A 13,858-nucleotide genomic window follows, 5' to 3' on the forward strand; every position below is an offset into this window, starting at 1 on the left:
CATCGACACGCGCTGCGGCTACTCGGGATCGAAGCGGAAACCGACGCCGCGCACCGTGACGATGTGTTTGCGGCGGTCCGACTGATCGTCGCCGATCTTCCGGCGCAACCACGAGATATGCATGTCGAGGGTCTTCGACGACCGCAGATCGGCCGATCCCCACACGTCGGTGAGCAGATCCTCGCGGCTGACGACCTGGCCGCGCCGCTCCATCAGGTACTGCAGCAGTTCGAATTCGCGGCTGGCGAGCGTGACATCGTCACCGTCGACCTGCACGCGCCGACCTTTCGCGTCGAGCCGGACGTCGCCGGCCTCGAGCACCATCTCGTCCGGGGTCTCCGGGGTGCGCCGCAGCAGCGCCCGGACGCGAGCGAGCAGTTCGGCCAGCCGGAACGGCTTGGCCACATAGTCGTCGGCGCCCGCGTCGAGACCGACCACGAAGTCCACCTCGTCGGTGCGCGCGGTGAGCATCATGACCGCGACCGGCGACTTCTCGGCTCGCAGCCGGCGGCAGACTTCCAGGCCGTCCATCTCGGGCAGGCCGAGATCGAGGACCACCAGCTCGTAGCGGCCGTCACGGGCGCGGGCGAGCGCGTCGGTCCCGGTCGCCACAACGTCGCAGTGATAGCCCTCGCGGGTCAGCGCACGCGCCAGGGGCGCGGCGATCGCCTCGTCGTCTTCGGCGAGTAGCACGTCGGTCATGGCGTCAATGTATCGAGGTCGGCTGTGATGTTGCTGCTAGTGGCCCGCGGAGGCCGGTCCCGGCGGCTGCTGACCCGGATACGGGCGATTCGGGTACTGGCCGGAACCGCCCTGCCACGGCTCCTGCCGGTCCAGGACCTCGTTGTAGAGCAGCTTGTGGACCTCGCGAACCTTCGGAATGTTCTTGAACTGCAACGGATCGACCGATGCCGACTCGATCTCCAGCGTGCCGGCGCGCAGGATCCTGTCGAGGATGCTCTCGCGGAACTCGACCGAATTGATTCGGGTGACCGGGATATCGATGCTGGACCGGCGCACGATGCCGTTGCGGTACATCACCCGGCGGTCGGTGACGACGAAATGCGTTGTCCACCAATTGACCAGGTTCTTGATGAAGAACCAGATGACCAGCACCAACCAAATGACGACGATGACGATCCAGAGCGTCGACTTGGTGCCCGACGACAGCGACGAACTCGACACGAACCCGCCGGCGGTGCCCGCGGCCGCGACCGAGATCAGGAAGATGACGCTCGGCATCGCGAGCACCACCCAGTGCGGATGCGAATGCAGAACTACGCGCTCACCTGGCGCCAAAACGTTCTCCGGAAACGGCATGTGTCAAAAGCTACACTGGTGAATCACACATAACGGCTACAACGAGACTCGGGCCGAACCGAAACTGACAACCCAGAACTGACAGGGGGTTCGATGCACCCGGATGATCCCAACCGTCCCCGCACCCGGCGCTACCAGCCGGGCGACTACGACTACCCGCAGCAGGCCTACAGCCAGCAGTATCCGCAGCAGCAGCCGTATCAGCCCGCGGACTACCGGGAGCCGTACGCGCAGCAGTATCAGCAACCCGAGTACCAGCAGCCCGCGCCGCCACCCGCCCGCGCTCCCCGTCCGGCCCGCCGCAGCAATCGGCCGATGGTCAACCCCGGCGTCTTCGTCGGCGGGGTACTGGCCAGCGCCGTCGTCACCGCCATCGCCGCGTGGCTCGCGGCCTGGGTGATCCGCGCCATCGTCGATCGGGTCAACGAGGCCGGCAAGTTCGGCGTGTGGAACCCGATGGCCAACGACGAATACTGGTTCGCCGTGGCCGGTTTCGCGTGCGCACTTGCCGCCGGGGCGCTCTGGTATGTGCTGCAGCTGGCCACGCCCGCGCCCGACCAGTTCTTCAGCTGGATCGTCGGCCTGCTGATCGTCGCGTCGATCCTGTTGCCGCTGCTGCTCTCTCGCGAGTGGGAGGTCGGGTTGACCACGGCCGTCATGCATCTCGTGATCGGCCTGCCCATCCTGTTCCTGATCCGCAACATGGGCTCCCGCAGTCTCGAGTACCGCTGACCGGCGCCAGCTGAACGGCTGGCTGCGTTATGACGAAGGCCCGCATAGAACCGCGCTATAGCCGGACCTCCGCCAACCTTGCCAGCTGCCCACCTGATCGCCGGTCAGGAACTAGACGGTCCGCAGATGCGTGACGTCCCCCGCGGCCACCGCGTGCTCGACGCCGGCGTCGTCCCGCACGACAACCCGTCCCTGCTCGTCCACCGTGACGGCCGTGCCGAGCAGTTCCGCCGCGCCCGGCAGCTCCACCCGGACCCGGCGACCGACCGTGTCGCAGCGCCGCCGGTATGCCTCGATGACCACCGGCAGGTCGCCCTCCCAGGCCGTCAGCCAGCGATCCAGGTTCCGCAGCAGCACCGGGGCCACCGCCTGCCGGTCGCCCACGCCGGCCGCCAGCAGCAGCGACGTCGCCGTCGGCACCGGCAGCTCGGACTCCTCGAACGCCACGTTCAGCCCGACCCCCACCACCGCCACCGGCGACGTCGACAGCGCGAGCTCGGCAAGGATGCCGGCCAGCTTGCGGTCCTGGATCAGTACGTCGTTCGGCCATTTCAGTTGCGCGGTCGCCACCCCGCCGGAGACCTCGGAGACGGTGTCGTGCACCGCGAGTCCGGCGGCCAGCGGCACCCAACCCAGGTCGGCCGTCCGTGTGGGCGGCACGGACACGCTCACCGAGACCGCGATCTGGGTACCGGCCGGCGTCTCCCAGTGGCGCCCCAGCCGCCCCCGGCCGTCCGTCTGCGATTCGGCGATCAGCACCCGATCCGGCTCGGCTGCCGCCACCAGGTCTTTGTTGGTCGATCCGGTCTCGGCGACCACCTCGATGGATCGCCAGCGCGATCCGCTGAGGTCGGCCGAAAGCCGGCCGCCGTCGATGGGAGCCCGCTGCGCATTGGTCATGACGCCCAGCCTAAAACATGAGAAATCCCTCATCTTTGGACCCTGATATGTGATCGCCGACGCACTCGATAACATCGAGCGCATGACCACAGCTGCTGACAACGCCGGGGCGGACACCTCGGCCCCGAATATCCACACCACAGCCGGCAAGTTGCAAGACCTGCGCAACCGGCTGGAGGAGGCCAAGCACCCGGTCGGCGAGGCTGCCGTCGAGAAGACCCACGCGAAGGGCAAGTTGACTGCCCGCGAGCGGATCACGCATCTGCTCGACGAGGGCTCGTTCGTCGAGCTGGACGCGCTGGCCCGCCATCGCAGCACCAACTTCGGACTCGCCGACAAGCGCCCGCTTGGCGACGGCGTGGTCACCGGCTACGGCACCATCGAGGGCCGCGAGGTGTGCGTATTCAGCCAGGACGCCACCGTCTTCGGCGGCAGCCTCGGCGAGGTCTACGGCGAGAAGATCGTCAAGGTCATGGACCTCGCGGTGAAGACCGGCCGCCCGTTGATCGGCATCAACGACGGCGCCGGCGCCCGCATCCAGGAAGGCGTGGTCAGCCTCGGTCTGTACGGCGAGATCTTCGGTCGCAACGTCCGTGCCTCGGGCGTGATCCCGCAGATCTCACTCATCATGGGCGCCGCGGCCGGCGGCCACGTGTACTCCCCCGCCCTCACCGACTTCGTGGTGATGGTCGACAAGACCAGTCAAATGTTCATCACGGGCCCGGACGTCATCAAGACCGTCACCGGCGAGGAAGTGACCATGGAGGAGCTGGGCGGCGCCCACACCCACATGGCCAAGTCGGGTACCGCGCACTACGTCGCCCACGACGAGGAAGACGCGCTGGAGTACGTCAAGGAGCTGCTGAGCTTCCTGCCGTCGAACAACCGCGCCGAGCCGCCGCGGCACGAGCCCAGCGACCCGATCGTCGGTTCCATCGAGGAGTCGCTGACCGCCGAGGATCTCGAGCTCGACACCCTGATCCCGGATTCGCCGAACCAGCCGTACGACATGCACGAGGTCATTCGCCGCATCCTCGACGACGACGAGTTCCTCGAGGTGCAGGCCGGCTACGCGACCAACGTGCTGGTCGGCTTCGGCCGGGTCGACGGCCGCAGCGTCGGCATCATCGCCAACCAGCCGACCCAGTTCGCCGGCTGCCTGGACATCAACGCCTCGGAGAAGGCCGCGCGGTTCGTCCGCACCTGCGACGCCTTCAACGTCCCGATCGTCACCCTGGTCGACGTTCCGGGCTTCCTGCCGGGCACCGAGCAGGAGTACAACGGCATCATCCGCCGCGGCGCCAAGCTGCTGTACGCCTACGGCGAGGCCACGGTCGGCAAGATCACCGTCATCACCCGCAAGGCCTACGGCGGCGCGTACGACGTGATGGGCTCCAAGCATATGGGCGCCGACGTGAACCTGGCCTGGCCGACCGCGCAGATCGCCGTCATGGGCGCCTCCGGTGCCGTCGGCTTCGTCTACCGCAGCCAGCTCAAGGAAGCCGCGGCCAAGGGCGAGGACGTCGACGCGCTGCGCCTGCAGTTGCAGGAGGAGTACGAGGACACCCTCGTCAACCCGTACGTCGCCGCCGAGCGCGGCTATGTCGACGCGGTCATCCCTCCGTCGCACACCCGCGGTCAGATCGCCACGGCGCTCAAGCTGCTCGAGCGCAAGCTCGTCAACATGCCGCCCAAGAAGCACGGCAACATCCCCCTCTGATCGGGAGCGAGAATCAGTTGAGCGACGACATCGACACCGCATCGGACGCGGCTGAACAGCCCGCCAAGGCCCCCTTGCTCAGGGTGGTCAAGGGCAACCCGACGCCGCATGAAATAGCGGCGCTGACCGCCGTGCTGAGCACGGCCGGCGGTGCCGGCGGCGACGAGGGCGCGCCCGAAAAGGGCCCGCGCAACCTCTGGGGCAACCCGATCGACAAGCTGCGTCCTTCAACCGGCCTGTCGCCGAACATGTTCTACAACCTGCGGTTCGACTACTGAGCCCCGCCGGGACTGCTCGACAGTTCGTGCTCGCCTCCGCATCCCCCGCGCGTCTGCGGGTGCTGCGCGGGGCGGGCATCAATCCCATGGTCCGCGTGTCGGCGGTCGACGAGGACGCGATCATCGACCGCCTCGGCCCGTCGGCGAACCCGGCGAGCGTGGTCACCACGCTCGCCGAGGCCAAGGCCCGCGATGTGCGATCGCGCTTCGCCGATGTCGGAGCTGCCGCGATCATCGTCGGCTGCGATTCCATGCTGCTGCATCATGGCACCCTGACCGGCAAGCCGCACACGCCCGACCGGGCGGCAGCCCAGTGGCGCGAACTTCGCGGCGGCACAGCCGAATTGATCACCGGACACTGCGTGCTCACCGAGACCGCCACGGTCGTGGCCACCGCCGCCACCACCATCCGGTTCGCCGACATCGATGACGCGACGATCGACGCCTATGTCGCTACCGGCGAACCCCTCGAAGTCGCCGGGGCCTTCACCCTCGACGGCCTCGGCGGCTGGCTGATCGACGGAATCGACGGCGATCCGTCGTCCGTCATCGGTATCAGCCTGCCGTTGATCCGGCAGCTCCTGGCACGCCTCGACGTGCGGGTCGTCGATCTCTGGCTAGGCTCGAACCAGGCGGGATGATTCGATCCGGCCGCACATAAGCCCGCAATACAAACCAAAGGGAACCTCCGTGACCGTCGAGAACGACCCCAACCCCGCCTTCGCCGACTACGTCCACCCGGAGCGCTTGGTCAGCGCCGATTGGCTCAGCTCCCACCAGGGCGTCGACGGACTCAAGATCGTCGAGTCCGACGAAGACGTGCTGCTCTACGACATCGGCCACATCCCGACGGCGCAGAAGATCGACTGGCATCTGCATCTCAACGACCCGGTCACGCGCGACTACATCGACGGCGAGAAGTTCGCAGAACTGATGCGCGCCAAGGGAATCCGCCGCGACGACACCGTGGTGATCTACGGCGACAAGTCCAATTGGTGGGCGGCCTACGCGCTCTGGGTCTTCACCCTGTTCGGCCATGAGGACGTCCGCCTGCTGGATGGCGGCCGCGACCTGTGGCTCGCCGAGGGTCGCGAAATCACCTTCGAGGTGCCCGAATACCCCGAGTCCGATTACCCCGTGGTCGAGCGCGACGACACCAAGATCCGTGCGTTCGCCGACCAGGTCCGCTCGACGCTGGGCACCGAGCCGCTGATCGACGTGCGCTCGCCGCAGGAGTACACCGGCGAACGCACCCACATGCCGGACTACCCGCAGGAGGGCACGCTGCGCGGCGGGCACATCCCGACGGCGCGGTCGATCCCCTGGGCCAAGGCAGCGGCACCGGACTCCCGGTTCAAGAGCCGCCCGGAGCTGGAGGAGGTGTACGGCGGCCTCGATCCGAAGCAGCCGACCATCGCCTACTGCCGGATCGGCGAGCGCTCGTCGCATACCTGGTTCGTGCTCACGCACCTGCTGGGCTTCGAGAACGTCCGCAACTACGACGGCTCGTGGACCGAGTGGGGCAACACCGTGCGCGCACCGATCGTGATGGGAGACGAGCCGGGCGTCGTCCCGAGCTCCGCCTCGGCATGACTGCGCCCACGCTCCCGCCGGCACTCGCCGAGATCGTCGACGATTTCGGCGCGCTGAACGATTCCGAACGCATTCAGCTGCTGCTGGAGTTCTCGGCGGAACTGCCGGAGCTGCCCGAGGACCTGCAGACCGAGGCGATGGAACCGGTGCCGGAATGCCAGTCGCCGTTGTTCCTGTCGGTCGACGCCGCGAATCCCGAAGCGGTGCAGCTGTACTTCAGCGCACCGCCGGAGGCGCCGACCACGCGCGGGTTCGCGGCAATCCTGGAGCAGGGACTCAATCGGCTGCCGGCCGCTGCGATCATCGCAGTGCCCGACGACTTCTATCACTCGTTGGGCCTCGACTCGGCGGTGAGCCCGCTGCGGCTGCGCGGCATGTCCGCGATGCTCGCCCGCATCAAAGGACAAATCACCAGACAATTGAATACATCCGCCGGGTAGAGATCCGGCAACTGAACAATTGCCCATAACAGTGGGCATTTGACCTTACCGACGAGTAACCGGGTCACAGGTTTGGGGCGCAGGCGGGATGCTTAAACTCCTTTGTGTCCGCCCGCACACCCAGCGGGAGCCAGACTGGTCAGCCACAGGTGGATGCCCCGTGGCCCGGTGGAAAACAGGAGAAGCATGCCGACACACGCCAACGCGCAAATCACGAAGGTTCTCATCGCCAACCGCGGTGAGATCGCCGTGCGCGTCATTCGAGCTGCCAAAGACGCCGGACTGGCCAGTGTGGCCGTCTATGCCGAGCCGGACGCCAACGCGCAATTCGTGAAGTTGGCGGATGAGGCCTTCGCCCTGGGCGGCACCACGGCCGCCGAGTCGTACCTGGTCTTCGACAAGATCCTCGACGCCGCCAAGAAGGCCGGGGCCGACGCGATCCACCCGGGCTACGGCTTCCTGTCGGAGAACGCCGACTTCGCCCAGGCCGTCCTCGATGCCGGGCTGATCTGGATCGGGCCGAGCCCGCAGTCGATCCGCGACCTCGGCGACAAGGTCACCGCTCGCCACATCGCCGAGCGCGCCAACGCTCCGATGGCCGCCGGCACCAAGGACCCCGTCAAGGACGCCACCGAGGTCGTCGAGTTCGCCAAGAAGTACGGCGTGCCGGTCGCCATCAAGGCCGCCTTCGGCGGCGGTGGCCGCGGTATGAAGGTCGCGCACACCATCGAGGAGATCCCGGAGCTGTTCGACTCCGCCACCCGTGAGGCGATCGCCGCCTTCGGCCGCGGCGAGTGCTTCGTCGAGCAGTACCTCGACAAGGCCCGCCACGTCGAGGCTCAGGTCATCGCCGACCAGCACGGCAACGTCGTCGTCGCCGGTACCCGCGACTGCTCGTTGCAGCGTCGCTTCCAGAAGCTCGTCGAGGAGGCCCCGGCGCCGTTCCTGACCGACGACCAGCGTCGTCGGATCCACGAGTCGTCGAAGGCCATCTGCAAGGAGGCCGGCTACTACGGCGCCGGCACCGTCGAGTTCCTGGTGCAGGGCGACACCGTCTCGTTCCTCGAGGTCAACACCCGCCTGCAGGTCGAGCACCCGGTCACCGAGGAGACCGCCGGGATCGACCTGGTCCGCCAGCAGTTCAACATCGCCAACGGCCTGCCCCTGGAGATCAAGGAAGACCCGACCCCGCGCGGCCACGCCATCGAGTTCCGGATCAACGGCGAAGACGCCGGCCGCAACTTCCTGCCGGCCCCCGGCCCGATCGTCGAGTACCGCGAGCCGACCGGTCCGGGCGTGCGCGTCGACTCCGGCGTGGTCGCCGGAGATGTCATCGGCGGGCAGTTCGACTCGATGCTCGCCAAGCTGATCGTCGTCGGCGAGAACCGCACGCAGGCGCTCGAGCGGGCCCGGCGCGCGCTGGCCGAGTACCACATCACCGGCCTCGCCACGGTCCTTCCGTTCGATCGCGCGATCGTCGACCACCCCGCATTCATCGGTGACGGCGAGAAGTTCGACGTCTACACCAAATGGATCGAGACCGAATGGGAGAACACCATTCCGCCGTACACCGGCGGCGAGGCGATCGAGGACGATTCGGTCCCGCGGCAAACGATCACGGTCGAGGTCGACGGTCGCCGTCTGGACGTGTCCCTGCCGGGCGATCTCGCCCTCGGCGGCGGTGGTGGTGGCGCAAGCAACGGCGCCATCAAGCGCAAGCCGAAGGCCCGCACCCGTACCAAGGGCGGCGCCGGCGCCGCCTCCGGTGATGCCGTGGCCGCGCCGATGCAGGGCACCGTGGTCAAGGTGGCCGTCGAGGAGGGCCAGGCTGTCGCCGCCGGCGATCTGGTCGTCGTGCTCGAAGCCATGAAGATGGAGAACCCGGTCAACGCGCACAAGGACGGTGTGATCACCGGCCTGTCGATCGAGGCGGGCGCCGCGGTCACCCAGGGCACCGTGCTGCTGGAGATCAAGTAACGGCATATGCCGACGGTCGCTGAAGTCCTCGCCGCGCGCCGGGATCACCTGGAGACCGACAACAATCGAATATTCGCCGACGGCTGCCGTCTCGCCCTCATCATCGAGGGCGGCGGCAGCCGCGGTGTCTTCGGCGGCGGGATGCTGCAGGCTCTGTCGGATGCCGGGCTGACCGGCGCGTTCGACGCGGTCTACGGCACGTCCGCGGGTGCATTGTGCGGCGCCTGGATGCTGTCGGAGCGCGTCAATTTCGGCATGGCAGCCTGGGTCGATCAGGCGAATCTGAATCGCACGGTCAACCTGGCCGGCATCCTGCGCGGGCGGCCACCCTTCGACCTCGAGTACCTGGTGCATGAGATCTACAGCCGCATCGCGCCGATGGACTTCGACGCGATCCTGAACTCCCCCATCGAGTTCCACCCGATCGCCACCGATGCGATCACCAGCGAGCCGACCGACCTGCGGCCGCTGTTCGACGATGTCGCCGGCCTCAAACAGGCCCTGGCCGCCACCTGCTGCCTGCCGATGGTCGCGGGATCACCGGTGGCGCTGGGTGATTCACGATTCCTGGACGGCGGGCTCACCGAGTCGGTACCGATCCGATCCGCTGTGGAACAGGGCGCTACCCATGCGGTCGTGCTGCGTACTCGGCGCCTCGATGAGCGCAGCGAGTCGGCGCCCGTGGTGCGCAGCGTCGTCGGCGACGCGTACATCCGACTCGCCGTTCCCGGCGCGTGGCGCGCCTGGCGCGATCGCGGCAAGCAGCAGGCACTGGAAGAAGCCGCCATCGCCGAGCTCGGCGATCACGTACTGGAGATCCGCCCGCCCCTGGATGCGCCGACCGTGCCGGGGTCCTCACGGGACAGCGATCTGATGACGCGTGCGATGGCGATCGGCCGGCAGGTCGCGCAGGCCGCGCTGGAGCAGGAGGTAGGCGTTGGAACCCGTTGAGATCAATGCCGGCGCCTGGTACCTGCGGGCGCTGCGGGATGACGGCCGGGTGACCGATCGGCCGGCGCTGGCCGACCTCGGCGTGACCGAACCGGCGGACTATGTGATTGCCGCACAACAGGGTTGGGCCGACGAGACCCGCTACACCTGGGCCGTATGCATTCCCACCACGGGCGAGCTGATCGCCGAGATCGTGGTGACGCCGTCCGGAGAGCTGATCGGCCGGGCTCGGTCCGGGCACGAGGAGGCGCTCGCCGAATCGCTGCCCGTGGTCCGCCGCTTCGCCGAAGGTGCCCTGGGCATCACGCTGGGGTCCACCTGAGAGAACTCGTGGCACGCTGTGCCATGTCCGGAACTCTGATGTGCCTGAGCGCGCTAGCTTCGCTCGGCGTCGACCAGTGCGCGAGTCGCCGGAATCAGCTCTCGCCCGATGTGCTCGATTTGCTGCTCGTCGTCGGTCGCAAAAATGAAGCCGCTGATCCCATCCTCAAGTGTGAGCCGGGCCAGGTGGGCCGCCCAGGCGTCGGTCGATCCAGACGAAAACCCCTCATCCGCGCCTCCGAAGCTGCCACCCAGGTTGAGGAATCTACGGATCGCGGACGGTTGCCGCCCGCTCGTCTGCGCCGCATCATCGATTCGGGCGTTCAGGCCCGCCAGATCCTTGATTCCGTTCGGCAGGTATGAAAGCGACGGGACCCAGCCATCGCATGATCTGCCTACGAGATCGAGCATGCGGGGCCCATACGCACCGATCCAGATACCAATGTCGTGGGCCGGACGTGGCCCCCGTTTTGCCCCATCAACGACGTACTCACTGCCCTTCACGTGGACCCCACCTCGTGCGTCGGTGTGCCAGATCTCGCGAATTATCGCGATCGCCTCCTCAAGCGCGCGCCGCGCTTGCCCGGGCGTACGGCGAGGCCCGCCCATGGCGGCTATCCCGTCGGCGAACGCGCCAGCGCCGAGAGCCAACTCCACCCGTCCGCCGGAAAGAAGGTCGAGACTCGCCGCGGCCCGAGCAAGCACCGCTGGGGGCCGCAGCGGCAGATTCAGCACATTACCTGCGATATGGACTCGATCGGTCTCCGCAGCTACATATGACATGAGAGTCCAGGCATCGAGGAACGCCGGTTGATAGGGGTGATCTTGGAAGGTGACGAGATCGAATCCCGCCCGCTCCGCAGTCTTGGCTATCTCGACGGACTGTTGCGGAACCGCGCTCGTCGGAGTGACGAATACACCGAACTGCAAGGGGTTTCCATAATCCATGCTGACTCCTATGGTGTGTGATCGGCCGCAAGGATGAGGTTCACACTCCTGCGTTCGCGTTGGCCGGCGGAACGACGACCGGGCCGACCGCGGCCGGAGTGAGGTCGATGGCGGTGGTACCGGCGGTCTCGTACTTCAGCGCGTGCTCGGCACGAACACATTCGACCGCTCCAACCTGGTGCATACCTCACACGGCGAGGAATCCGCCGTCGACAGCCAGTGCTGTCCCGGTGACGAATGAAGCCTTATCGGACAGAAGCCACTCGACAGCAGCGGCAATCTCGGATGGTTCTGCAAAACGGCCGATCACATGGTGCTCGCGAATCTTGTCGAAGAACGCGGAAAACTGCGGATCGTCGGTCAACCGTTTGACCATGGTCGTATTCGTGATGCCGGGCATAACAGAGTTGACTCTGATCCCCTTGGTGCCATAGTCGGTTGCCGCTGCAAGCGTCAGGCCGATGACGCCGTGTTTGGCCGCGATGTATTCACTGGCGTTCGGTATCGCGACCTTGCCCAACGACGAGGCGGTGTTGACGATGGATCCACCACCGGTCTCCAGCATCGCAGCGATCTCGTACTTGAGGCAGTGGAACACACCGGTGAGATCGACTCCGATTGCGCGATCCCACTGTGCCGGGTCAAGTTCGTGCAGAGAAAGATTGGCCTGCTCTACGCCGGCGTTGTTGAATGCCCCATCCAAGCGTCCGAACCGGGTAACCACCGCCGACACCATCTTCTCCACGGACGACGCGTCGGCGACATCGGTGTGAAAATACTCGGCGTCCCCACCATCGGCCGTTATCGATTCGGCGACTCGTTTGCCGTCTGGGCTGACGTCGACGACCGCGATGCGGGCTCCGGCCTGGGCCAGGTGCACCGCGGTAGCCTCGCCGATGCCGCTGGCGGCTCCGGTGACGATGATGGTACGGCTCTCTAGAGTCATCTGCGATTCCTTTTTGTAGTGCGAGACAGCGTCTTAGTGTGATGGTTGTTGTTGATCTATCTGCATGACAACGGCTTTGGGCTCAGTGAAGAACTCGCGGCTGAAGTTGCCTCCTTCGCGTCCGATACCAGAGTCACCCGAACCGCCGAACGGTGCGCGCAAATCCCGGATGAAGAAGCAGTTGACCCACACGCTGCCCGCGTTGAGTCGACTCGAAACACGATGTGCGCGTGAGAGGTTCTCGGTGAACAGCATTGCATTGAGTCCATAGCGGCTGTCATTGGCGAGCTCCACGGCCTCGTCCTCGGTGTCGAAGGGAATCGCTACCACCACCGGCCCGAAAATCTCATCCCGAGCGTGCCGGGAATTCTGACCGAGTCCGGTGACCACGGTTGGCGCCACACGCCATCCATCGAGAACGCCCCCCGTCTCCACATGCCCGCCATCCGGCTCGACCTCCGCGACGTATTGCGACACCTTGCCGAAGTGCTCCATGGAGGCCAGCGGTCCGATCTGGGTCTTGTCGTCTTTTGGGTCTCCGATAACCATGGCCGTTGCCTGCTCGACAAACCGCCGCATGAACTCGTCGTAGATCGCGCGATGGACATATAGCCGCGAGCCCGCAACACAGACCTGTCCAGTGTTGGTGAAGATTGCCCGAATGGACCAGCTGACGGCGTTATCCAGCTCGGCATCGTCGAATACGATATTCGCGCCCTTGCCACCGAGCTCCAGACTGACCGGAACAAGGTTGCGCGCGCCCGCTGCAGCGATCACCCGTCCAGTCCCCGACTCTCCGGTGAACGTGATCCGATCTACATCGGGGTGTTCAGTCAACGCCTGTCCGGCCGCATTGGGGCCAAAGCCGTGCACCACGTTGAAGACCCCGGGCGGAATCCCGGCTTCGATCGCCAAGCGCGCCATGATTGTCGCCGACGTCGGGGTGTCCTCCGCAGGCTTGAGAACGACGGTGTTGCCCCACGCCAATGCCGGAGCCACCTTCCACGACTCGAGCATCATCGGAAAGTTCCACGGCGCTACCGCCGCTACGACGCCGGCCGGATCGAATCGTGTGAACGCGTGATGCCCGGTATCCATCGGCAGTGTCTCACCTGTCGACAATCGAGCATGATCGGCAAAGAACCTGAAGTTCATCGCGGTGCGGGGCACATCATTGTCACGCGACTGGCTGATCGGCTTGCCCATGTCTCGCGTATCGGCCATCGCCAACTCGGTCGCATGGGCCTCGATGAGATCGGCAAAACGGTGAATCAGCCGCCCACGCTCGGCGAAACCCATACGCGGCCAACGCCCCTCATCAAAGGCCGTCCGGGCCGACAACACTGCACGTCGTACGTCCTCCGCGTCTCCCCGGGGGATCTCGGCCCACGCCTGCTGTGTATACGGATCGATAGAGGTGAAAGTCTCACCCGACGCCGATGGGACTTCTTTGCCGTCGATCACGTGGCCGAACCACTCGAGTTTCACTGCTGGGCCTCACGTTCGGCAATTGTGACGCCACCAGACGACCAGTGTGTGGAGGGAACTTCGCGTATCACCACCCTGATCTTCTCGTCTGGAACCGAGAGCGCACTCTTGACCGCCTCGTGAACCTGTCTCAATAGACTGCGGATCTCTTCCGGTGTGCGCTTCTGCGCGAGGGTGATCTCTACCAGAGGCATTGTCGGTCCTTTCGATTGATACCCGGTTGCAGTAGATGAGTAGGCCGCGC

16 protein-coding genes and 1 pseudogene are annotated in these 13,858 nt (G+C 66.1%); 9 read left to right on the forward strand and 8 right to left on the reverse strand.

Features of this window, described 5'->3' with window-relative positions; all coding sequences use genetic code 11:
* Window positions 1–18 precede the first annotated feature (18 nt).
* On the reverse strand, window positions 19–702 hold the full coding sequence (locus G341_RS0118340) for a response regulator transcription factor (protein WP_018180629.1): 684 nt from the start codon (window positions 700–702) through the stop codon (window positions 19–21).
* Window positions 703–738: 36 nt separating this feature from the next.
* Window positions 739–1,320 carry a PH domain-containing protein gene (locus G341_RS0118345; protein WP_018180630.1) on the reverse strand — a complete coding sequence of 194 codons (582 nt, stop codon included), beginning with the start codon at window positions 1,318–1,320 and terminating at the stop codon, window positions 739–741.
* Window positions 1,321–1,413: 93 nt separating this feature from the next.
* Between G341_RS0118345 and G341_RS0118350 the strand changes: the two genes are divergently transcribed.
* Window positions 1,414–2,052, forward strand: a complete 639-nt coding sequence (locus tag G341_RS0118350) for a DUF6069 family protein (RefSeq protein ID WP_018180631.1) — start codon at window positions 1,414–1,416, stop codon at window positions 2,050–2,052.
* Window positions 2,053–2,163: 111 nt separating this feature from the next.
* Here the strand turns inward: G341_RS0118350 and G341_RS0118355 are convergent, their stop codons facing one another.
* The gene (locus G341_RS0118355) at window positions 2,164–2,952 is read right to left on the reverse strand and encodes a biotin--[acetyl-CoA-carboxylase] ligase (protein ID WP_018180632.1); all 789 of its coding nucleotides are present in this window, start codon (window positions 2,950–2,952) and stop codon (window positions 2,164–2,166) included.
* Between the two features lie 82 nt (window positions 2,953–3,034).
* On the opposite strand from G341_RS0118355, the gene G341_RS0118360 reads away from it, so the two are divergent.
* The 8 genes from G341_RS0118360 to G341_RS0118395 all read left to right on the forward strand — a co-directional run bounded on the left by G341_RS0118360 (window position 3,035) and on the right by G341_RS0118395 (window position 10,233).
* Window positions 3,035–4,672 carry an acyl-CoA carboxylase subunit beta gene (locus tag G341_RS0118360; RefSeq protein ID WP_026303865.1) on the forward strand — a complete coding sequence of 546 codons (1,638 nt, stop codon included), beginning with the start codon at window positions 3,035–3,037 and terminating at the stop codon, window positions 4,670–4,672.
* Between the two features lie 17 nt (window positions 4,673–4,689).
* Window positions 4,690–4,950 carry an acyl-CoA carboxylase subunit epsilon gene (locus G341_RS0118365; RefSeq protein WP_018180634.1) on the forward strand — a complete coding sequence of 87 codons (261 nt, stop codon included), beginning with the start codon at window positions 4,690–4,692 and terminating at the stop codon, window positions 4,948–4,950.
* A 26-nt stretch (window positions 4,951–4,976) separates the two neighbouring features.
* Window positions 4,977–5,591 (forward strand): Maf family protein, encoded by a 615-nt coding sequence (locus G341_RS0118370; RefSeq protein ID WP_018180635.1) that lies wholly within the window; start codon window positions 4,977–4,979, stop codon window positions 5,589–5,591.
* 49 nt (window positions 5,592–5,640) lie between these two features.
* Complete coding sequence (locus G341_RS0118375; RefSeq protein ID WP_018180636.1) at window positions 5,641–6,543, forward strand: sulfurtransferase; 903 nt, start codon at window positions 5,641–5,643, stop codon at window positions 6,541–6,543.
* Window positions 6,540–6,983 carry a SufE family protein gene (locus G341_RS0118380; protein ID WP_018180637.1) on the forward strand — a complete coding sequence of 148 codons (444 nt, stop codon included), beginning with the start codon at window positions 6,540–6,542 and terminating at the stop codon, window positions 6,981–6,983. Before G341_RS0118375 ends, G341_RS0118380 begins: the two co-directional genes overlap by 4 nt.
* Window positions 6,984–7,169: 186 nt before the next feature.
* The gene (locus tag G341_RS0118385) at window positions 7,170–8,960 is read left to right on the forward strand and encodes an acetyl/propionyl/methylcrotonyl-CoA carboxylase subunit alpha (RefSeq protein ID WP_018180638.1); all 1,791 of its coding nucleotides are present in this window, start codon (window positions 7,170–7,172) and stop codon (window positions 8,958–8,960) included.
* Window positions 8,961–8,966: 6 nt separating this feature from the next.
* Complete coding sequence (locus tag G341_RS0118390; protein WP_018180639.1) at window positions 8,967–9,911, forward strand: patatin-like phospholipase family protein; 945 nt, start codon at window positions 8,967–8,969, stop codon at window positions 9,909–9,911.
* On the forward strand, window positions 9,898–10,233 hold the full coding sequence (locus tag G341_RS0118395; protein ID WP_018180640.1) for a hypothetical protein: 336 nt from the start codon (window positions 9,898–9,900) through the stop codon (window positions 10,231–10,233). The genes G341_RS0118390 and G341_RS0118395 overlap by 14 nt, the downstream gene beginning before the upstream one ends.
* 53 nt (window positions 10,234–10,286) lie before the next feature.
* Here the strand turns inward: G341_RS0118395 and G341_RS0118400 are convergent, their stop codons facing one another.
* The 5 genes and pseudogenes from G341_RS0118400 to G341_RS0118420 all read right to left on the reverse strand — a co-directional run bounded on the left by G341_RS0118400 (window position 10,287) and on the right by G341_RS0118420 (window position 13,808).
* Window positions 10,287–11,180 carry an LLM class flavin-dependent oxidoreductase gene (locus G341_RS0118400; protein ID WP_018180641.1) on the reverse strand — a complete coding sequence of 298 codons (894 nt, stop codon included), beginning with the start codon at window positions 11,178–11,180 and terminating at the stop codon, window positions 10,287–10,289.
* Window positions 11,181–11,238: 58 nt separating this feature from the next.
* Window positions 11,239–11,337, reverse strand: a pseudogene (locus tag G341_RS23880) (acetaldehyde dehydrogenase (acetylating)); the annotation flags it as partial.
* A 30-nt stretch (window positions 11,338–11,367) separates the two neighbouring features.
* Window positions 11,368–12,126 carry an SDR family NAD(P)-dependent oxidoreductase gene (locus tag G341_RS0118410; protein ID WP_018180643.1) on the reverse strand — a complete coding sequence of 253 codons (759 nt, stop codon included), beginning with the start codon at window positions 12,124–12,126 and terminating at the stop codon, window positions 11,368–11,370.
* Window positions 12,127–12,159: 33 nt separating this feature from the next.
* On the reverse strand, window positions 12,160–13,614 hold the full coding sequence (locus G341_RS0118415) for an aldehyde dehydrogenase (RefSeq protein WP_026303866.1): 1,455 nt from the start codon (window positions 13,612–13,614) through the stop codon (window positions 12,160–12,162).
* Window positions 13,611–13,808: a tautomerase family protein gene (locus tag G341_RS0118420; protein WP_018180645.1), complete on the reverse strand. Its 198-nt coding sequence runs from the start codon at window positions 13,806–13,808 to the stop codon at window positions 13,611–13,613. The genes G341_RS0118415 and G341_RS0118420 overlap by 4 nt, the downstream gene beginning before the upstream one ends.
* Between the last annotated feature and the right edge of the window lie 50 nt (window positions 13,809–13,858).

It is taken from the genome of Jongsikchunia kroppenstedtii DSM 45133 (assembly GCF_000380485.1).
In the GTDB taxonomy this organism is placed as follows: Bacteria; Actinomycetota; Actinomycetes; order Mycobacteriales; family Mycobacteriaceae; genus Jongsikchunia; species Jongsikchunia kroppenstedtii.

Coding starts and splice junctions, on each gene's coding strand:
- G341_RS0118400 (WP_018180641.1), bottom strand. CDS start 11,180: ATGGATTATGGAAACCCCTTGCAGTTCGGTGTATTCGTCACTCCGACG.
- G341_RS0118350 (WP_018180631.1), top strand. CDS start 1,414: ATGCACCCGGATGATCCCAACCGTCCCCGCACCCGGCGCTACCAGCCG.
- G341_RS0118410 (WP_018180643.1), bottom strand. CDS start 12,126: ATGACTCTAGAGAGCCGTACCATCATCGTCACCGGAGCCGCCAGCGGC.
- G341_RS0118355 (WP_018180632.1), bottom strand. CDS start 2,952: ATGACCAATGCGCAGCGGGCTCCCATCGACGGCGGCCGGCTTTCGGCC.
- G341_RS0118340 (WP_018180629.1), bottom strand. CDS start 702: ATGACCGACGTGCTACTCGCCGAAGACGACGAGGCGATCGCCGCGCCC.
- G341_RS0118390 (WP_018180639.1), top strand. CDS start 8,967: ATGCCGACGGTCGCTGAAGTCCTCGCCGCGCGCCGGGATCACCTGGAG.
- G341_RS0118420 (WP_018180645.1), bottom strand. CDS start 13,808: ATGCCTCTGGTAGAGATCACCCTCGCGCAGAAGCGCACACCGGAAGAG.
- G341_RS0118380 (WP_018180637.1), top strand. CDS start 6,540: ATGACTGCGCCCACGCTCCCGCCGGCACTCGCCGAGATCGTCGACGAT.
- G341_RS0118360 (WP_026303865.1), top strand. CDS start 3,035: ATGACCACAGCTGCTGACAACGCCGGGGCGGACACCTCGGCCCCGAAT.
- G341_RS0118385 (WP_018180638.1), top strand. CDS start 7,170: ATGCCGACACACGCCAACGCGCAAATCACGAAGGTTCTCATCGCCAAC.
- G341_RS0118345 (WP_018180630.1), bottom strand. CDS start 1,320: ATGCCGTTTCCGGAGAACGTTTTGGCGCCAGGTGAGCGCGTAGTTCTG.